The organism is Acutalibacter sp. LFL-21 (assembly GCF_025630755.1).
Lineage (GTDB): Bacteria > Bacillota > Clostridia > Oscillospirales > Acutalibacteraceae > Acutalibacter > Acutalibacter stercoravium.
Genome location: NZ_JAOTNT010000013.1, coordinates 35,777 through 54,612, shown reverse-complemented (window position 1 = coordinate 54,612; position 18,836 = coordinate 35,777). Strand labels below are relative to the sequence as shown.

General features: G+C 64.2%; 21 protein-coding genes. 1 reads left to right on the top strand and 20 read right to left on the bottom strand.

From position 1 onward, the window contains the following. Window positions 1-22: 22 nt before the first annotated feature. From ODJ80_RS12895 to eno, 10 genes are all read right to left on the bottom strand, one after another. A complete protein-coding gene (locus tag ODJ80_RS12895) occupies window positions 23-1,756 on the bottom strand; it encodes a glycosyltransferase family 2 protein (protein WP_263042392.1) in 1,734 nt (577 codons plus the stop codon). Next, window positions 1,746-2,831, bottom strand: a complete 1,086-nt coding sequence (locus ODJ80_RS12890; protein WP_263042391.1) for a hypothetical protein — start codon at window positions 2,829-2,831, stop codon at window positions 1,746-1,748. The genes ODJ80_RS12895 and ODJ80_RS12890 overlap by 11 nt, the downstream gene beginning before the upstream one ends. Beyond that, on the bottom strand, window positions 2,824-3,834 hold the full coding sequence (locus tag ODJ80_RS12885) for a hypothetical protein (protein ID WP_263042390.1): 1,011 nt from the start codon (window positions 3,832-3,834) through the stop codon (window positions 2,824-2,826). The genes ODJ80_RS12890 and ODJ80_RS12885 overlap by 8 nt, the downstream gene beginning before the upstream one ends. After that, on the bottom strand, window positions 3,815-5,761 hold the full coding sequence (locus tag ODJ80_RS12880) for a hypothetical protein (RefSeq protein ID WP_263042389.1): 1,947 nt from the start codon (window positions 5,759-5,761) through the stop codon (window positions 3,815-3,817). Before ODJ80_RS12880 ends, ODJ80_RS12885 begins: the two co-directional genes overlap by 20 nt. 26 nt (window positions 5,762-5,787) lie before the next feature. Next, window positions 5,788-6,522: an ABC transporter ATP-binding protein gene (locus ODJ80_RS12875; protein WP_263042388.1), complete on the bottom strand. Its 735-nt coding sequence runs from the start codon at window positions 6,520-6,522 to the stop codon at window positions 5,788-5,790. 10 nt (window positions 6,523-6,532) lie between these two features. After that, entirely contained in the window at window positions 6,533-7,306 is a 774-nt protein-coding gene (locus ODJ80_RS12870; protein ID WP_263042387.1) for an ABC transporter permease, read from the bottom strand. Window positions 7,307-7,326: 20 nt separating this feature from the next. Then, window positions 7,327-8,571 (bottom strand): hypothetical protein, encoded by a 1,245-nt coding sequence (locus ODJ80_RS12865; protein WP_263042386.1) that lies wholly within the window; start codon window positions 8,569-8,571, stop codon window positions 7,327-7,329. Further along, the gene (locus ODJ80_RS12860; RefSeq protein WP_263042385.1) at window positions 8,564-9,385 is read right to left on the bottom strand and encodes a glycosyltransferase; all 822 of its coding nucleotides are present in this window, start codon (window positions 9,383-9,385) and stop codon (window positions 8,564-8,566) included. Before ODJ80_RS12860 ends, ODJ80_RS12865 begins: the two co-directional genes overlap by 8 nt. Next, on the bottom strand, window positions 9,342-10,562 hold the full coding sequence (locus tag ODJ80_RS12855; RefSeq protein ID WP_263042384.1) for a glycosyltransferase: 1,221 nt from the start codon (window positions 10,560-10,562) through the stop codon (window positions 9,342-9,344). Before ODJ80_RS12855 ends, ODJ80_RS12860 begins: the two co-directional genes overlap by 44 nt. Window positions 10,563-10,629: 67 nt before the next feature. Beyond that, the gene (eno, locus tag ODJ80_RS12850) at window positions 10,630-11,886 is read right to left on the bottom strand and encodes a phosphopyruvate hydratase (protein ID WP_263042383.1); all 1,257 of its coding nucleotides are present in this window, start codon (window positions 11,884-11,886) and stop codon (window positions 10,630-10,632) included. A 192-nt stretch (window positions 11,887-12,078) separates the two neighbouring features. Between eno and ODJ80_RS12845 the strand changes: the two genes are divergently transcribed. Then, entirely contained in the window at window positions 12,079-13,602 is a 1,524-nt protein-coding gene (locus ODJ80_RS12845) for a serine hydrolase domain-containing protein (RefSeq protein ID WP_263042382.1), read from the top strand. Between the two features lie 369 nt (window positions 13,603-13,971). On the opposite strand, the gene rplQ is transcribed toward ODJ80_RS12845, so the two are convergent. Genes rplQ through ODJ80_RS12795 form a run of 10 tightly spaced genes read right to left on the bottom strand, consistent with a single transcriptional unit; the run spans window position 13,972 to window position 18,836 of the window. Next, entirely contained in the window at window positions 13,972-14,313 is a 342-nt protein-coding gene (gene rplQ, locus ODJ80_RS12840) for a 50S ribosomal protein L17 (protein WP_178863966.1), read from the bottom strand. A gap of 38 nt (window positions 14,314-14,351) precedes the next feature. After that, the gene (locus ODJ80_RS12835; protein ID WP_178863964.1) at window positions 14,352-15,305 is read right to left on the bottom strand and encodes a DNA-directed RNA polymerase subunit alpha; all 954 of its coding nucleotides are present in this window, start codon (window positions 15,303-15,305) and stop codon (window positions 14,352-14,354) included. A 56-nt stretch (window positions 15,306-15,361) separates the two neighbouring features. Further along, window positions 15,362-15,964: a 30S ribosomal protein S4 gene (gene rpsD, locus ODJ80_RS12830; protein ID WP_178863962.1), complete on the bottom strand. Its 603-nt coding sequence runs from the start codon at window positions 15,962-15,964 to the stop codon at window positions 15,362-15,364. A 20-nt stretch (window positions 15,965-15,984) separates the two neighbouring features. Next, window positions 15,985-16,386, bottom strand: coding sequence for a 30S ribosomal protein S11 (rpsK, locus tag ODJ80_RS12825; RefSeq protein WP_178863960.1), 402 nt, complete (start codon window positions 16,384-16,386; stop codon window positions 15,985-15,987). A gap of 15 nt (window positions 16,387-16,401) precedes the next feature. Further along, window positions 16,402-16,770 (bottom strand): 30S ribosomal protein S13, encoded by a 369-nt coding sequence (gene rpsM, locus ODJ80_RS12820; RefSeq protein ID WP_178863958.1) that lies wholly within the window; start codon window positions 16,768-16,770, stop codon window positions 16,402-16,404. A 30-nt stretch (window positions 16,771-16,800) separates the two neighbouring features. After that, complete coding sequence (rpmJ, locus tag ODJ80_RS12815; protein WP_016404088.1) at window positions 16,801-16,914, bottom strand: 50S ribosomal protein L36; 114 nt, start codon at window positions 16,912-16,914, stop codon at window positions 16,801-16,803. 39 nt (window positions 16,915-16,953) lie between these two features. Further along, the gene (gene infA, locus ODJ80_RS12810; RefSeq protein ID WP_016404089.1) at window positions 16,954-17,172 is read right to left on the bottom strand and encodes a translation initiation factor IF-1; all 219 of its coding nucleotides are present in this window, start codon (window positions 17,170-17,172) and stop codon (window positions 16,954-16,956) included. A 15-nt stretch (window positions 17,173-17,187) separates the two neighbouring features. Beyond that, complete coding sequence (locus tag ODJ80_RS12805) at window positions 17,188-17,439, bottom strand: KOW domain-containing RNA-binding protein (RefSeq protein WP_263042381.1); 252 nt, start codon at window positions 17,437-17,439, stop codon at window positions 17,188-17,190. A 9-nt stretch (window positions 17,440-17,448) separates the two neighbouring features. Continuing rightward, entirely contained in the window at window positions 17,449-18,201 is a 753-nt protein-coding gene (gene map / locus ODJ80_RS12800; RefSeq protein WP_178863956.1) for a type I methionyl aminopeptidase, read from the bottom strand. Beyond that, a complete protein-coding gene (locus tag ODJ80_RS12795; protein ID WP_178863954.1) occupies window positions 18,198-18,836 on the bottom strand; it encodes an adenylate kinase in 639 nt (212 codons plus the stop codon). The genes map and ODJ80_RS12795 overlap by 4 nt, the downstream gene beginning before the upstream one ends.

Below are 18,836 nucleotides of genomic sequence, written 5' to 3'. Positions count from 1 at the left end.
GGGAAAATGATGATCTCCTGTTCTAGCGGGGCTCCTTTTTCCACAGGCGGGCCAGCGCCCGCAGGGGCCGGGTCACCTTCCAGCTGGTGGAGCTCTCATAGAGCTGGGCCACCCGGCGGCCCTCGGCCTCCAGCTGCTCTTGGGTGCACCCTGCCGCCGCTGCCTTCTGCGGGGCAGGGGCTTTTCCCGGGGCGCGGCCCTTTTCCCTCTCCCGCTTGAACAGGCTCCAGTTCTCCAGCACCCGCTGGGACCAGAACGCCAGCACCTGCCCGCTGACCACCTCGCAGCCCTCCGGGGCGGGGAAGTTGTGTTTGCAGCAGTTTTCCCCGTCGTGCAGGTCATAGGCCAGCACGCTGGGCAGGTGGACCACCACGTCCCCTTCCAGCACTTGGCGGCGGCCGTTGGGCTTTAAGTGAAACCGGGTGATGAGAAAGTCCCGCAGCCGCTCCGCCAGGGGCAGGAACGCACGGTTGTAGAGGTGCTCCTCCCGGTAGGAATCCAGCAAGGCCCGGATGACATAGTGGCGGGGGGCGGCCCCTAAGCACAGGGTGGTCAGGTCCTCCTGGTTCTCAAAGCCGAAAAAGGCCTTCTCCATCCGGCGGCGTTTGAGCAGAAGGCTGGGAAGGGCCTCTTGGGAAAGGGCAATGCCCCCCTCCTCCCACAGGCACAGCAGGGACAGATACTCCTCCACATACCGCCAATGGCCCTGCTCCGCGGCCTGGCGCACATTTTCCGGCACCTCCTCCCGGGAGAGCCAGCTTTCGTCCGGCTCCACCACCCGGGCATGGGGAAAGTGCTCCTTTACGGCCCGCAAAAGCTCTGGAGGCAGCTCCCGGCGGCAGTGGGCGCAGACCAAGGTGTCCGGCAGCACGGGGGTCTCCAAATAGTCCACCAGCTTTCCCGCTTCCTTATCCTGCCTGAGGTAGGGGTTCAGGCGGAAATCCGCCTCAAACTCGTGGAGGAAGGCGATAAAGTCCGGCAAAAACAGGGGACGGGACTGGGTCATGTTCCACAGCAGCTGGCGGGCCGCGGCGTACACGGCCTCTTCCCGGTAGGCGGGGTCGCAGGTGGTGAGGAATTTCCGGAAGGCCTTGACGATATCCACCGTGTCCCCGGTGGGGGTGGTGGAGATGGTGTTCCCCCGGCGGTAGTAATTGTAAAAGGCCCGGGGCACATAGGCCATGCGGTGGTAGCGGGTCACCAGGGAGGGGATGAGGGCGATATCCTCAAAGAGCATCTTCTCATAGCGTTCCCTCTCCCAAATGGAGCGCTTGTACAGCTTGTTCACGCTGTAGGTGATGTTGTTGCCGTGGGCGATGTAGTCCGCCAGGTCCACCTCTTCCCGGGGATAGGAGGGCACCTCCACCTCCCGCCCCTCCTCCACATAGCGGATGCGCACGTCGCACATCACCCAGTCGAAATCCCCCTCCTTGGCCTTCTCATAGAGGGAGGAGAGCATCTCCGGCTCGATGGTGTCGTCCGAGTCCATAAAGGCGATATACTCCCCCCGGGCCAGGCGGGCCCCGGCGTTGCGGGCCATGCCCAGGCCCTGGTTCTCCTGGTGGAGCACCCGCACCACCCCTGGATATCCGGCGGCATAGCGGTCGCAGATCTGGGGGCAGGCGTCGGGGCTGCCGTCATCCACCAGGATGACCTCCTTCTCCTCCAAGGTCTGGGCCAGGGCGGAATCCACCGCCCGCTCCAGGTAATTTTCCACCCCATACACGGGGATAATCAGGGAAACCTTAACCTCCATACTGTCCTCCCAAAACCTTCAGCACGTTCCGCAGCTCGAACACGGTCTCCGGCACATAGTAATTCCGCCCGGCAAACTGGCGCCGGAACGCCTCCAAATACCGGGAGAGCACCTGGTTTTCCTTCCACAGCACCTTTCCGGTGTAGAGCTTGTAGAGCATCACTGTATCGTCCTCCAGCCCCAGGCACAGCCTGCCGCTGAGAGCCCCGTTAGAGCACACCGTCAGCACCGTGGGCCGGGGCGGCTCCTGGTTGAGCAAAAACAGCTCCCAGGGAACGGACAAGCCCACCTTGCGGGAGAGCCCCAAAGCCTGGAGCAGGTGGTCCCCGTTCCTGGGGTGGGGCTTCACGCCGAAGCGGCCCGGCCCCACCGCCTGCTGGCACTGGGCCATCAGCTCCAGGTCGTTGCCTGGAATGTTTTCCGCCCGGAAGGACTGCTCCAAAAAGAGGAAGGGGGGCAGGTCCTGGGGCGGGTGATAGGCAAAGACAAAGTTCAGCAGCTCCCGCAGGGCGCCATCCTGCCGGGAGAGCTTGGGCAGGGGCAGGTTTTTCCGCCCGTCCCCCCGCATGGCCAGGCGGGGCTCGTAGAGCAGGGCGGCCTCCGTCCTCTCCCCCAGCCTAGCCCCCAACGGGTGCCGGTTGACCGCCGCCCGGTCCGGCCGGGCAAAGTCGATGACATAGCTGGAAAAGCCGTCCTCCACCCAGTAGAAGGGGCAGCTGTAGCGGCAGGCCAGCAGCCGGGCCAGCCAGTCGAAGTTGGGGAACAGCACCCGGCGGTACTCCCCCTCCAGCTCCCCGCCCAAGGCCCAGCGGAGGTGGGCCTCCCCCTCCTCCAGGCAGCGGGCCGCCGGCCCCTCCTGGTTCATGGGAAAGCGCTCCCCCAAGTCCTTGCTCCCCACGGGAAGGACCCGGGCGAACAGGCCGGTCTCCCCCAGGCGGGGAATGAGGTCCTGAAGGCCAGGGGTGATGTCCGAGACCAGCAGGTCGGTCTCCTCCCCGGGGGGAGCCAAGTGCTGCAGATTCACCACCGTGAGCAGATGGTACACAGAATTGACAAGGGCAAGGCTCTTAGGCATGAAGCTCCTCCTTTCCAACAGGTTTTCCCTTGGGGGCGGTCACCTCTACGCTGCCCAGCCCCACGGTCTCAAAGTGCTCCCCTAAGTTTGCCAGGCTGGCGGAATCGAAGGCGTACACCCGCTGGGGCCGCTTCCCCCGGAACACATAGGGCAAAAGCTCCGCGGGGAACACCGGCCCGATGGTTCTAGCCCCGGGGAACACCTCCCCATAGTTTAGGGGGTCGTCCGGGTGTTTTTTAATGAGCAGGGGCACCCCCCGCAAAAGGCCCTCCGCCAGAGAGCGGTACAGCTCCCGCTGCTGCTCCTCCGTGAGCATGCCCAGGGCGGAGAATTGCTGGGTCAGCAGCAGGGCCTCTCCCCTGCAACGGAGGGGCTGGGGCACGAAAAACCGCACCAGCCGCCATCGCTCCCAGGGGGAGAGGGCCTCCAGGGCCCGCTCCACGGAAAAGTCCCACACCGGCACGGGCAGCTGGGGGAAGCGGGCCTGGGCTTCCAGGCAGCAGAACACCTCCCGGATGAGGGGGTTCTCCCCGGAGAACAGCCCGTGGCGCCGGGCCAGCTCCGCGTGCTGGGGGAACTTCCTCCCCAGGATGGCGGCAGCCTGGTCCGGGCGGCTCAAGGCTCCCGCCGCGTCCTCGAAAAAGGAGAAGGGCAGGCCCTTGGCCTCCAGATACAGGGAAAAGTAGAAGTGTGCCCCCATCACATACCGCTTGAAGAAGCTCTCTGCCGGGGGCAGGCCCAGGCTCTGCCAGGCGGCGGCTGTGTCCGCAAGGACCCGGCCCTCCTCCCCGTGGGGGATCAGCAGATAGGGGAACAGGGCCACCCGGTCAAAGAAGGGCCCTTCCAGCCGCTGCCACTGGGGGTATTTCCCCACGATAAAGTCCGGCAGCAGCAGGGTGGCCCGCTCCTCCCGGTGAAACAGCCGCCGGTGCAGCATCGCCTCCAACAACTGATAGGAACTGACCGCGTGGTACAGCACCCCTTTACCCAATGCCCGGTTCATCCAGAAACGCCTCCCATTCCCGGCGGTAGGGGGCGTTTTTTCCAGAGAACACCTCCAGCAGGGGGGCGTAAGCGTCCCGGCCGGAGATGGGCAAGGAAAGCCCCAGCCGTTTTTCCGTGTCCACAAATTCTTCCCCGAAGTCCAGCAGCCCCCGGTGGATGTCCCCCACCGCCTCCCTATGGGGAGCGGGGGAAAACTCCAGCCGGTACCCCTCTTCAGGGGCGGGGTAAAACCCCACCAAGCTGCCCTCTTCCGCCCCCAGCAGCAGCTCCCAGAAGAGGTTGTGCCCCAGGCGCGGGTCGTGGCGCTTCCACAGGTCCCGGTTTTCCCGGGAGGAGAAAAGGTAGCTTTCCAGCTGCCCGGTGAGAAGCAGGGGCTCGGCGCTGTCCCACTCCGGGGTGCTCTGGGCGTTGGTGCCTGCCAACAGGCCGCTGATCCGGCAGGGCAGGCCCCACAGCTTCTGGGCGGCAAAAGAGAGGCTCACCGCCCCAGTGCCCGCCCAGCCGATATCCACGGCGGCAGCCCGCTTGCAGCCTTCCAGCAGCTTCTTATAGTAGGCGCCGGCGGCCTCCCGCTGGGGGGCATACACCGCCAGCACCTGGTCCCACGCCTCTGTGAGGTAGTCTTGGACCGCCCGGGCGGTTTTATGCGTCAGCGGGGCGGCGGGGCCCAGCTTTAGAGAACGGCACAGGCCGGGCAGCAGGGCCTCCAGCTCCATGCTGTGCAGGGCCTCCCCCAAAGTCCGGCGGCCGTCCGCCTTGTGGGACAGGAACCGCCGGAAAAAGTCCTCGGGGAACAGCCCGGCGCAGACCTTCATGGCCGCCCGGCGGGACCAGTAGGCGTACACCGGCCGGGGGTCCTCCGGGTACAGCCGCTGGTAGAGCTTGCGCAAAACCGCCCCGTCCCGGGAGAGGAACAGCAGGCGGTCCACACCCTTCCTCTGGGCGTACTCCCGGATAAACCGGCAATAACCCAAGGCAAAGAGGCCGCCGTACACAAAGCCGTACTCATACGCCCGGGAAAATTCCCACCGGCCGTTGTGTAGCTTCCGGTTTACCAGGGCCCGGTACACGCTGCCCACCAGGGGGGAGAGATCCTTGGCCCGAAAGGGCCCTCCAGCCCGGTGGACGTTCTCGTAGGGGAAAGGGACAAATCCCTGCTCCTGGGCCCGGGCCCCATCGGACAGGGGGTGGTCCCCCACATGGGCAAAAGCGGTGCCGGGCGGGTACGCCTCCCGCAGGCGGCGGAACAGCCCGCCCGCTCCTTTTGAAACGCCTGCCTCCCCGGAGACCAGGCAGCGGGAGAACCGGCCGTAGCCCGCCTGCTCCACCAGCTGCTGGAGGAACTCCCCCGGCAGGTACATGTCAGAGAGGAGCGCCAGCTCCTTTCCCATGCGGCGCAGTTCTGCCACCACCGGCAGGAAATAGGGGTTGGCCCGGCAGAGGGCGGCCTCCGCCTCCCGTTCGGCAGCCATGCCCTCCGCCGGGGGCAGGGCGGTCATCCGCTCTAGCTCCTGCCAAATTTCCGAAAGGGTCACCTCCCCGGCGCCTGGGGCCCGGCTCTTCTTCTCCCGTGCCCGGCGCTCCGCCTCCACCCGCAGGCGGCGGAAGTCCGGATAGCCCAGCTTGGCCCCCACAAAGGAGAACACCTCCTCCGGCCGGTCCACGTCCCGAAGGAGGAGGGTGTCGAAGACATCGAAGCTCACCACATCGAAATGCGCCAGCCTGCGGGCCAGCGCCCGGGGCGGTTCCCGGCGGCTGCGGGCGGACTCGCTCTCCTGAGCGGGCAGGGGGCGGCCCTCCTCCCGGGCGCCCAGAGGCAGGGCGGCCAAGGCCCTCCACCGGGGGGTTCCCTCCCGCCGCAGGGCCTCCCAGCGCTCCCGCGCCTGGGGGGAACGGAAGATCATCCGGTACAACTGCTCTTTCACAGCCATGCTCCTTTCCAAAATCGTCGTCAGGTCTGGGCCTCATAGGCGGCACAGACCTCCTGGGGACTTCCCTGCCGGCGCAGGCGGCCCCGGTCCAACCAGAGGGCCTGGGTGCAGTTCTCCCGGATGACCCCCGGCGAGTGGGAGACAATCAGCACCGTGGAGCCCCCGTGGATCAGCTCCCGGATGCGGGCCTCGCTCTTTTTGCGGAAGAACATGTCCCCCACGCTGAGGACCTCGTCCAAAATCAGGATCTCTGGGGCGTCCCCGGCGGTAGCGATGGCAAACCCCAGCCGGGACACCATGCCCGAGGAGTAGTTCTTCACCCGCTCCTCCATAAAGCCCGCCAGCTCCGCGAACTCCACGATGGAATTATAATTCTCCTGAAGAAATTTCCGGCTGCGGCCGATGAGAGCCCCGTTCAAGAACAGGTTCTCCCGGCCGGTCAGCTCCGGGTCAAAGCCGGTGCCCAAGGTCAGCAGCTGCACCTTGTCCCGGTCCACCAGGATGCGCCCGGCGGTGGGGGTCAATGCCCCGGCAATGAGCTTTAGCAGGGTGCTCTTCCCCGAACCGTTTTTCCCCACAATGCCCACCACCTGGCCCTGGGCCACGGAAAAGCTCATGTCCTCCAGAGCCCGGAAGGGCTGGGGTCGCTGCCGCCGGGAGAGCAGCAGCTCTTTCAAGCTGTCCGCCGGGCTTTGGGACCGGCGGAACTCCATGGTTACATGCTCCACTTGGATGACAGGTGTGTTCTGTTCCATGCCGGTACCCTCACAGCCGCCGCAGGACGGCCTCCCGGCAGGCCCGGAAGATCCCCCGGCCCACCAGGTACACGCCCCCGCCCCACAGGACCATGAGCAGCAGCTCTCCCCCGCTGGGGGGCTGGGCCTCCATCACCGCGCTGCGCAGCACCCGGATAAACAGGTACAGGGGGTTTACCTCCACCACCCAGCGGATGGGCCCGGAGAGCTGGTCCGCCGGGTAAAAGATGGCTGAACAGTACATCCACAGGGTCAAGGCCACGGCGTACAGGTGCTTCACATCCCCAAAGAATACATAGGCCGCGGCAAGGGCGTAGGACATTCCCAGGGAAAAGAGGGAGAGGCAGGCCACCACCGGCACCACGGCCAAGGCCGCCCCGCTGAGGGGGATGCGGAACACCAGCAGCATCACCCCATAGGCCAAAAAGGAATATCCCAGGTTCACCAGGGCGGTGGCCGCCCTGGCCAGGATGAACAGCTCCATGGGGAACTTCACCTTCAAAAGAAGGGGGCGGTTGTCCGCCAGGGTAGTCATGGCCGTGTTGGTGGTGGCGGTAAAGGCCTGCCACAGCAGGTACCCCGTCAGGTAGTAGATGGGGTAGTTCTCGATGGAGCGCCGGAACATCTGGGAGAAGATCAGGGAAAGCACCCCCATAGAGAGCAGGGGGTTGAGAACGCTCCACAGCACCCCCAGTGCCGACCGGGCGTACTTTCTCTTCAGCTCCCGGCTGGTAAGCTGCTGGATGACAAAGCCATACTGCCGCCACTGCTCCCGTTTTTCCATAACGCGCTCCTTTCCGCTTTCTAAGCCTTCCAGGCCAGCTTGAACACCCTGGCCCAACGGCGGGCCCGCAAGGCCGCCAGCTCTTGTTTTGGGCACTTTCCATACAGCGCGGCGCTGCCCTCGGGCCAAGGGCTTTTCCCGCCCGGCGGGGAGGCCAGGGGCCCGGCCGCTCCCTCCAACGGGCTGTCCCAAAAAGGCAGCGCCCCAAAGGCGGACGCCTCCTGGCGGGTGGGCCAAGTCATCAGCTGTTCCAAAAGGGAGCAGACCCGGGGCAGCTCCGCCGCAGCCCGGCCCAGCAGGTTCCGGGGCGCTCCCTCTTGGAGCAGCTTTTCCCCATAGTCTGCGAAGAGCTCCTCCAGCTCCTGGGAAACCGTTCCCCCGTGCGGAGGATCTCCCAGCCGGGGGATAAAGCGGCCCCGGCGCTCCTCATAGCCCAAGGCCATGCCCTGGGGGGCAGCCAGCGCCGCCTCGAAAAAACCGGGGCAGAAGCCCGCCTGGCGCTTCAGCTCCCTCCCCGGAGAAAAGGAATAGCAAGCCCACCGCCCCAGCTGGGGCGCCCGGTACAGCCCCCAGTAATAGCCCCGGGGCCCCTGAGCGGCCCCCAGCAAAGCCAGGGCCTGGGCCAGGGTCTCCTGGGTAGAGCCCATCCAGCCGCTGTCCACCAGGGCCCAGGGGACGCCCTCCAAAAGGCCCTCTTGCCGGAGATACCCGGCAAGCCCGGGCAATGCCTGGCGGGAGCTCCGGTCCATCAGGAACAGGAACCGGGGACAGGCTTTCAGCTTCTGGAACAGCGCCCTTCGCTCCCCGGGGGAAAGGACACTGTTCCCCGAAACCGCCAGCTCTCCCAGCACCCCGGCGCGTTCTTCTGGGGAAAGCCCCGCCTGGCGCAGCACTCCCTCCAGCGTGGGAGAAAGCAACTTCCCGCACAGCTGGGAGAGGGCCCGCCGGTGGTCCGTGTGGTACAGGGGCAGCCGCCAGGCGTACCGGGAGCCGTAGAGATACCGGCACTCCACCGGCAAGCTCCAGGCGCGGCACAGCCTTTGGGCCATGTGATAGAAGTGCCAGCCGTCCCGGGAGAGGAAGTACAGCCGCCTTACCCCGTCCTTCAGGGCCCGGCCCAGCACCCACTGGGAAAAGGCCCCCACGGCCGGGGCCAGCGCCCAGCAGGCGGCCTGCTCCCACGGGGAGGAGCCGGGCAGCCCCTCCACCCGCCGGGCGATGGGATCCCCCGCCAAGCTGCGGTAGAGGGCGCTCCGCTCATCCATGGGGCAGCCCCCTTTCCCAGCGCTTGAGCCGGTATTGCACCCCAGGGGGCACCAGGCTCACCGCCAGAGGGCGGGCTGCACCCCACAGAGCCTCCGGCAGGGGGAGGCCCAGCCGGGGCAGCGCCCGGCAGCGGAGGGCTGCCTCCCGCAGGCGGCGGGCCGGGGTGCGCTTGGCGTAGGAGGCCCGGCTCTCCCAATAGCCCAAAAGGCACTCCGGCAGATTATAGCCCCGAAAGCCCCGGCTGTGGAGCCGGGCAAACAGCTCGTAGTCCTCGCAGCCGAAAAGGGCCTTGTCCTCCCGGTAGCCCCCGGCCAGCTCCAGCACCTCCCGGCGGAACATCACCGAGGGGTGGATATAGGGAGAGGCGCGGAGGAAGTCCCGCCGCCCCGGGCGGGTGGGGGGACGCAGCCTGCCCCAGGGGCCGCTTTCATCCAGCAGCAGCGCCGCCGACCCCACCCACTGGTAGGCGGGGTGTTCCCACAAAAAATCCACCTGCCGCCGCAGCCGCTGTGGAAAACACAGGTCGTCGTCGTCCAGACGGGCGATGTAGGGGCCGCGGGCCCTTTCCACACACTGGTTCAAGCCATGGGCCAGCCCCCGGTTTTCCCCGGCGTGGACCAGCCGCACCCGGGGGTCCAGCCGGGCGGCCTGTTCCAGCGCCAGAGCCCCCTGGGGGGAGGAGCCGTCGTCCCAGAGGAGCAGCTCCCACTCTGGTAGGGTCTGTCCCACCAGGGAGTCCACCGCCCGGCGGAGCCTGCTCCAGCAGGGCTCAAACGAGCCCATTACTACGCTGACCAAGGGGTCCTGTCTCATAACGCTCCCTCACCTTTCTGTCCATCTCCCGGTACACAGCCCTCATCACCTGCTGGGACCGGCTCCTGTCAAAGGGTGCCACCGAGTCCACGCACCGCCGGCTCATGGCCTGGCGGCGGGCCGGGTCCATCCCCCGCAGCAGGGCAATGCCCCGGGCAAAGCCCGCCGGGTCATCCCAGGGGTAGACCAGCCCGTTCTTCCCGTGGACCATGTACTCCCGGGTGCCCCGGTTGTCCGCCGCCAGCACGGGCACCCCCATGGCCAGGGATTCCAGCCCCGCCATGCCCAGCCCCTCCCGGCGGGAGGGGAACACGGTGGCGTCGGCGCAGGCCAACAGCTGGGGGATATCCGGCCGGTAGCCGTAAAGGGTCACCGTGTCCGAGAGGCCCCTCTCCCGGATCTCCTGGGAGAGCATGGGCCGGGAGAAGCCTTCCCCGCAGATGCCGTAGCGGATGCCCTCCAGGCCACCGGGCTGCCCTTTCAGCAGGGAGAGGGCCTCCAGCACCACCCGGTGGTTCTTGTTCAAGTTCAGCTCCCCCACCGAGAGGAGGAACAGCTCTTGGGGCCCCACCCCCAGCCGCCTGCGCAGCGCCTGGCGCTCCGGGGCGGGCAGAGGGGAAAACAGGGCCCGGTCCAGGCCCACTCCCGGCAGGCGGAACACCTTGCCGCCGGGGGGCAAGGGCAGCTTTCGGGCCGCCCGGTAGTCCTCCGCGTTGATGGTGACCAAAACATCCGTAAAGCGGGCCAGGCCCCGCTCCACGGGATAAAAGGCCAGCCGGTTGTACAGGGGCGCCCCCCGGAAAAAGTGGAACCCGTGGGCCGTGTACACCACCACTGGCCGCTCCCGGGAGAAACGCCCCGTCAGCCTTCCCAGCAGGCCCCCCACCGGGGTGTGGCAGTGGATAGCCCGAATTGGGTAGCGCCCCACCAGCTCTAGCAGCTGGGACAGGGCAGCGCGGTTTTCCCGCAGCAGATAGGGGGAGCGGGCAGCTCTGATGTGGTGGACCTCCACCCCCAGGGCCCGGATGCGCGCCCCGTCCGAAACATAGGCGGGCTCCCTCAGGTTGGCGGCATAGTGGACCGTATAGCCCATCTCCTGAAGGAGCCTTACATTGTCCCTCTCAAATTTCAGCAGGAAATCCTGGGTGGTGGCCACGATCAGCACATGCTTTTCCATCTCTCCCCCTCCTTCCGGCCGGTCTTCTCCCCCAGTCTTCCCGGCGGGAGGCAGGTTTATGCAGAGGTCACTTTTCCCGGCGCTGGGCCTCGGGGCACTCGCACTCCTCAATGCGCAGCAGGCGGTTGTACTTGGCCACCCGCTCTGTGCGGCAGGGGGCGCCGGTCTTGATCTGCCCGGCGTTGACACCCACCGCCAGGTCGGCGATGAAGGTGTCCTCCGTCTCGCCGGAGCGGTGGGAGACGATGGTCCTGTATCCGCTGCGCTTGGCCAGCTCCATGCAGTCCAAGGTCTCGGAGAGGGTGCCGATCTGGTTGGGCTTGATGAGGATGGCGTTGCCAGCCCCCTCGTCGATACCCTGCTGCAGCCGCTCCAGGTTGGTGACAAACAGGTCGTCCCCCACCAGCTGGACCCTGTCCCCCAGGCGGCGGGTCAGCTCTGCCCAGCCCGCAAAGTCCTCTTCCCCCAGGGGGTCCTCAATGGACCGGATGGGGTATTTCTCCACCAGCCCCTCCCAATAGGCGATCAAATCCTGGGTGGAGAGCTCCTTCCCCCGCTTGGGCAGGCGGTAGCGGTTCCCCTGGGCCCATTCGCTGCCAGCGGCGTCCAGGGCCAGCTGCACCTTGCCGCCGTATCCCGCCTTTTCGATGGCCGCCAGCACCGCCTCAATGGCGGCCTCGTCGCTCTCCAGGTCGGGGGCAAAGCCGCCCTCGTCCCCCACGCCGGTGGAAAGCCCCCGCTCCTTCAGCTGGGCGCCCAGGGTGTGATAGATCTCCGCGCACCAGCGCAGCCCCTCCCGGAAGCAGCAGGCCCCGGTGGGAACGATCATAAACTCTTGGATGTCGATGTTGTTGCCCGCGTGGGCCCCGCCGTTGAGAATATTCATCATGGGCAGGGGCAGGGTGTGGGCGTTGGCCCCGCCCAAAAACCGGTACAGGGGCATGCGGTAGTGAGCGGCAATGGCCCGGGCCGCCGCCATGGACACTGCCAGAGTGGCGTTGGCCCCCAAGCGGGCCTTGTTGGGGGTGGCGTCCAGCCGCAGCAGCACCCGGTCAATCTCCCGGACCGTCAGGCTGGGGATTTTCTCCAGTGCCGGGGAAATGACCTCCGCAATGTTCCGCACCGCCTTGAGCACCCCTTTGCCCCCATACCGGCGCTGGTCCCCGTCCCGCAGCTCCACGGCCTCGAACTTGCCGGTGGAAGCCCCGGAGGGCGCCGCGGCTGTGCCCATGGTGCCGTCGGAGAGCTGCACCGTGGCGCTAACCGTGGGATTCCCCCGGGAATCCAAGATCTCGCAGCCATATACCTTCTGGATCTTTACCATGTGATGGTCCCCTCTCTTTTCATTTTTCATCCGGTCATGGCTAGTATGCCGCATTGCATTCCCGTTTAATCTGTGCTACACTTTTTTCACAGGGCTTTTTAGCAGGGTGCCGGCATAGGCCCCTTTGCTTGAAAAGACACCGGAGCTTTTCCGCTCTTGCGATAAAAACCGTTTTAGAAAGGATGCTGCCTCATGGAATTTCCCCGCGTTTCTCCCGAAAGTGTGGGCGTGCCCTCCCAGGCCGTGCTGGACCTGCTGGATGAGCTCTACCGCTATGGCATTGAGATGCACAGCTTTATGCTGCTGCGCCACGGCAAGGTCTTTGCCCAGGGCCATTGGAAGCCCTACAACCCTCAGACCCCCCACGCCATGTTCTCCTTCACCAAGAGCCTGACCTCCACTGCCATCGGCTTTGCCGTACAGGAGGGGCTGCTCTCCCTGGATGACCGGCTGGTGGACCTCTTCCCGGACAAGATCCCGGAGGAACCCAGCGAGAACCTGCAAAAGTGCCAGGTGCGCCACCTGCTGATGATGGGCTGCGGCCACGCCACCGAGATCCCCAACCTGGGGCAGGATGACCCGGATTGGATTGCCTCCTTCCTCCATCACCCCTTCGTCTACGAGCCCGGCACCCATTTCCTCTACAACACCGCCGGCACCAACCTGCTTGCCGCCATCCTGGCACGGAAGACGGGGCAAACCCTGACCCAGTTCCTAAAGCCCCGGCTCTTCGAGCCCCTGGGCATGGGGGATGTGCACTGCCACGCCCTGTCGGACGGCACAGAAATGGGCGGCGCCGGCTCTTACCTCACCCTGGACGCTATGGCGCGCTTCACCCAATTTGTGGCCAACAAGGGCGTTTGGGAGGGCCGCCAGCTTTTAAACGCGGAATGGTTTGAGACGGCCACATCCAAGCAGATTGAGAACAAGGGCCCCGGCTGGGATGGGGACCCGGACTGGCACGCCGGTTACGGCTTCCAATTCTGGCGCTGCTCGAAGCCCGGCATTTTCCGGGGGGACGGCGCCTTTGGGCAGTATGGCGTAGTGCTGGGGCCCCAGGACGCGGTGGTGGTCATCCAGTCCGCCTCTATGCGGCTGCAGGCAGTCCTCACCGCCCTGTGGGACAAGCTGCTTCCCGCCTTTTCCGACAGCCCCTTGCCGGAGGACCCCCACGCCCAGCACCGGCTTCAAAAACGCCTGGAGCGTTTGGAGCTGAACCCCAAGCTGGGCAAACGCAACCCCGGGGCGGAGGCCTCCCTCCACGGCGCCGTGTACCTGCCGGAGGGCTCTATCCCCGGCCTGTACGACCTGGTAGCCGGGGGCGGACACTTCAGCGACGTGGGTGGCAAGCTGCAGCGCTTGGAGTTCCACTTTCAGGGGGACGACGCCCGGCTGCTGTTCCACCAGGACAACGGCACCCGGGAGCTGCGCCTGGGCATGACCGGCCACTTTGAGGACTCCCTCATCGACGGGACGGTCTTTGGGGCCAACGGCGCCTGGAGGGCCCACGACCGGCTGGAGGTGGAGATCCGCAACACCCGCATGTCCACCGGCCTGGTGCTGACCCTGGAGTTCACCGGCAGCAAGCTCACCCTGCACAGCGACCTGACCATCCCCGAGCGGGGCGGCCTGGCGGGAGCGGCCCCCGCCCCCATGACCCTTGCGCTGGAGTCCGGGGAAATCAACACCAAGACCAAGATGTACTGGGAAAACTGAACGGCATTTTCTTCTCACATAGAATGGGAAAGAGAGGGCAGCGGCTGCCCTCTCTTTTTTGCGCAAAAAAAGGAAGCCCCCAGGCTTACGCCCACGGGCTTCCTCTTTGCCGCAGCATTGGAAAAGAAGGTCCCTTTTCCAATGCCGGCCGCGGCTTGTATTTCTAGATCACTGCTCTTCTCAGAGCTTTTTCCTTAAACCAGCTCCAGAATCGCCATCTCAGCAGCGTCGCTCGCATTGCAAAGAGGAAGCCCGCAGGCTTGCGCCCACGGGCTTCCTCTTTGCCGCAGCATTGGAAAAGAAGGTCCCTTTTCCAATGCTGGCCGCGGCTTGTATTTCTAGATCACTGCTCTTCTCAGAGCTTTTTCCTTAAACCAGCTCCAGAATCGCCATCTCAGCAGCGTCGCCGCGGCGGGGCCCCAGCTTGGTGATGCGGGTGTAGCCGCCGTTGCGGTCAGCATACTTGGGGGCGATCTCCGTGAACAGCTTGTTGGTCACGCTCTCCTTGGTGATGAAGCTCATCACCAGGCGCTTGTTGTGCAGGTTATCCTGCTTGGCAATGGTGATCATCTTTTCCGCCATGGCGCGCACTTCCTTGGCGCGGGTCACGGTGGTCTCGATCTTCCCGTTCTCCAGGAAGAAGGTCACCAAGCCACGGAGCATAGCGGTGCGATGGGCGGTCTCACGGCCCAGCTTTCTCGTTCCCGGCATGGATATTCACTCCTATCGTATCAAAAAGTAGGTTGCTCTTATTCGTCTTCCTTGCGCAGGCTGAAGCCCAGGGAAGCCAGCTTCCACACGACTTCCTCCAGGGACTTGCGTCCCAGGTTGCGGACCTTCATCATGTCCTCCTCGGACTTGTTGATCAGATCCTCCACCGTGTTGATACCGGCGCGCTTGAGGCAGTTGAAGGAGCGGACGGACAGGTCCAGCTCTTCAATGGTCATCTCCAGCACCTTTTCCTTGCCGCCCTCGTCCTTTTCCACCATGATCTCGGTGCTCTTGCCCTTGTCGGACAGGTCCACAAACAGGTTCAGGTGGTCGGTGAGGACCTTGGCCGCCAGAGAGACAGCCTCCTGGGCGTTGATGACGCCGTTGGTCCAAACTTCCAGTGTCAGCTTGTCATAGTCGATGCTCTGGCCCACGCGGGTACTTTCCACATTGAAGTTGACCTTGAGCACAGGTGTGTAAATAGAATCGACCGCAATCTCTCCGATCACGCCTTCGGGCATATTCTGCTTGTTGCGCTCGTTCGAGACATAGCCCCTTCCCTTATCCAGGGTAAGCTCCATATAGAGCCTGGCCCCTTCGCCCAGGGTGGCGATGTGCAGCTCGGGGTTCAGCACCTCTACCTCGCTGTCGCTTTTAATGGAATCGGCCGTAACCTCGCAGGGGCCCTCCGCGGAGATCTCCACGGTCTTGGGGCCGTCGCAGTACAGCTTCGCCACCAGGCCCTTGATGTTGAGCACAATCTCGGTGACGTCTTCCTTTACCCCCGGGATGGTGGAAAATTCGTGGAGCACGCCGTCGATCTTGATGGATTTCACGGCTACCCCAGGCAGGCTGGAGAGCAGCACCCGCCGCAGGCTGTTGCCCAGCGTGGTGCCAAATCCCCGCTCCAGGGGCTCGACCACGAATTTGCCGTATGTGCCGTTTTCCGAAATTTCAGCAATTTCAATCTTGGGTCTCTCGATCTCAATCATCCGCGATCCTCCTTTTTACACAGTGCAAACTTTGCTGCTTAAAATGGGAGCCCGCATTACTTGGAGTACAACTCCACGATGAGGTGCTCTTCCACGGGCAGGTCGATATCTTCGCGGACGGGCATTTGTACCACAGTGCCCTTCAGGGCGTTCTTCTCCCGGTCCAGCCACTGGGGAACGGTCACCAGGGGGGCGTCCTCACCGGTGAGCTTGGAGAACTTCACAGAGGAACGGCTGGAAGCCTTCACCTCGATGACGTCGCCCACCTTCACCAGGTAGGAGGGGATGTCCACCTTCTGGCCGTTGACAGTGAAGTGGCCGTGGGTCACCAGCTGCCGGGCGTCCCGGCGGGTGGTAGCAAAGCCCAGGCGGTACACCACGTTGTCCAGGCGGCGCTCCACCAGGATCAGGAGGTTTTCGCCGGGACGGCCGGGCATGCGGGTAGCCTTCTCATAATAAGAGCGGAACTGCTTCTCCAGAATGCCGTAAACGAACTTGACTTTCTGCTTCTCCTGCAGCTGCAGGGCATACTCGCCCTTCTTTCTTCTCATCTGGCTGCCGGGGTTGCGGTGGGTGGTTTTCTTCGCGTAGCCCATAACCGCAGGAGAGATCCCCAGCGCGTGGCAGCGCTTTGCGATGGGCTGCATATTCTTAGCCATAGCTTTGTTCTCCTTTCAACTCAGACGCGGCGGCGCTTCGGCGGGCGGCAACCATTGTGGGGAATGGGGGTGACGTCCTTGATCATGCTCACGTCCAGGCCGGCGGCCTGCAGGGCGCGGATAGCGGCCTCACGGCCGGCGCCGGGGCCCTTCACGTAAACTTCCACGGACTTCATGCCATGCTCCATTGCCAGGCGGGCAGCGGTCTCAGCGGCCGTCTGCGCGGCGAAGGGAGTGGATTTCCGGGAGCCGCGGAAGCCCAGCTCGCCAGAGCTGGCCCAGGAAACAGCGTTGCCCTGGGTGTCGGTAATGGTGACGATGGTGTTGTTGAAGGTAGACTGAATGTGGGCGGCGCCGCGCTCGATATTCTTGCGCTCACGGCGGCGGCGCACAGCGCCCTTAGTACCCTTTTGTGCTGCCATGTAGAATCCCTCCTCTTACTTCTTCTTGTTGGCCATGGTCTTGCGGGGGCCCTTGCGGGTGCGGGCGTTGGTCTTGGTGCGCTGGCCGCGGACCGGCAGGCCCTTGCGGTGGCGCACACCGCGATAGCAGCCAATCTCGATCAGGCGCTTGATATCAAAGGCAACGTCCCGGCGGAGGTCGCCCTCCACATGGCAGTTCTTGTCGATATAATCTCTCAGCTTCGCTGTATCGTCTTCAGAAAGGTCTCTCACCCGGATGTCAGGGTCCACGCCGGTCTGGGCGCAGATATTGCTGGCAGTCTTGCGGCCGATGCCGTAGATATAGGTCAGGGCAATCTCAATCCGCTTGTCTCTGGGTAAGTCAATACCGGAAATACGAGCCATTCTTACACCTCCATGGTATTGCGCCGGCCCTTAGCCCTGGCGCTGCTTATGCTTGGGGTTGTCACAGATGACCATGACCTTGCCCTTGCGCTTGATGATCTTGCACTTTTCGCACATTTTCTTAACAGAAGGTCTTACTTTCATGATGTGCCTCCTTTATAAGGATACAGTTCTTGTTCGCGTTTATTTCGAGCGCCAGGTAATGCGGCCCTTGGTCAGGTCATAGGGTGACATTTCCATGGTGACCTTGTCTCCGGGAAGGATGCGGATGAAGTTCATCCGCAGCTTGCCGGAAATGTGGGCCAGCACCGTGTGCCCGTTGGGAAGCTCTACCTGAAACGTGGCATTGGGCAGCGCTTCCTTTACGACCCCCTGCACTTCAATTACGTCCTGCTTTGACATAGGAAAACCTCCGCTTCACTTTACCGCCGCTTGCTCAAAGGAGCGCAGGGCGGCGCGAATTTGTCGATTGGTTTTTAAGGCCTCCTCGGGCAGCACCTGGCTGGTGGGCGCCAAGTGGAAAAGCTTTTTCCGCTTGGGCCGCTCCAGGGGCCGGCGCTTTCCATCCGCCACCACCGCGTAGGGCGGGGCGGCTTCCAGCACGGTGAGGAAGCTGCCTTGATCATGGCCGGCAAGCGACCGCACAACCTGGCCCCGTTTCCACTCCATGGCCGTTCCTCAGTCCAAAGCGGTGAGGAGCACGGGCCCATCGGGAGTGATGGCCACGGTGTGCTCAAAGTGGGCGGAAAGGCTTCCGTCCTGGGTCACGGTGGTCCAGCCGTCGTCCAGGATCTTCACCCCGGGCTTGCCCACGTTGATCATGGGCTCGATGGCGATGACCATGCCGGGCATCAGCCGCACGCCCCTGCCGGGCGTGCCGTAATTGGGAACGCTGGGATCTTCATGGAGCTTCGCACCTACTCCGTGGCCGACGAATTCTCGTACCACCGAGTAACCGCGAGCTTCGACATACCCCTGCACCGCATGGCCCACATCGCCAATGCGGTTGCCGGGACGGGCCTGCTCAATGCCTAAAAACAGGCTCTTCTCTGTGGCTTCCAAAAGCGCCCGGGCTTCCTCGCTGATCTGCCCGCAGGGGAAGGTCCAGGCATTGTCGCCATGGAACCCTTGGTAAAACGCCCCTACGTCGACGCTGACGATGTCGCCGTGCTTTAGAATGGTGCTTTTGGAGGGTATGCCGTGGATGACCACGTTATTTACAGAAATGCAGGCGCTGGCCGGATAGCCGCTGTATCCCAGAAAGCTGGGGGTTGCCCCCTCGCTCTCGATATACTGGCGGACAATCTTGTCGATTTCCCAAGTGGAAACCCCGGGCTCGACCGCCTCTCCAGCCAGCCGCAAAGCCTTTTGCGAGATCTTCCCTGCCTTGCGCATAATGGAGAGCTCGCGGCTCGTTTTGAGCACGATCATGTGAGGTCCTCCAGGGCCTCCATAACCAGGCGGGTGGTGTCCTCCACCTTATCCTGCCCATGCACCACGAGCAGCTTGCCCTGCTTGCTGTAATATTCCTTCAAGGGCTCTGTCTGGGTGTGATAGACCTCCAGCCGCTCCTTGACAGTGTCGGGGTGGTCGTCCTTGCGCTGGACGAGGGTGCCGCCGCAGATGTCACACTTGCCCTCCTCCTTGGGCTGCTTGTACAGCACATGGTAAGAGGATCCGCAGCTTTCACAAACACGGCGTCCGGACATACGGGTGATGATGTCTTCATCCGCCACCTCGATGTCGAGGACAGCGTCGATCTCCACACCCATGTTGTCCAGAGCCTCGGCCTGGGGAATGGTCCTGGGGAAGCCGTCCAGGATGAAACCGCCTTTGCAGTCCTCCTGGGCCAGGCGGTCCTTGATGATGCCGATGAGGATTTCATCGGGCACCAACTGGCCGCTCTCCATGTAGGTCTTGGCCTTCAGGCCCATTTCCGTGCCGCTCTTCAGCGCCTCACGGAGAATGTTCCCCGTCGAGATGGTGGGGATGTTGTTTCTCTGGCAGATCTTTTCCGCCTGGGTGCCTTTGCCGGCGCCAGGCGCACCTAACAGGATCAGCTTCAT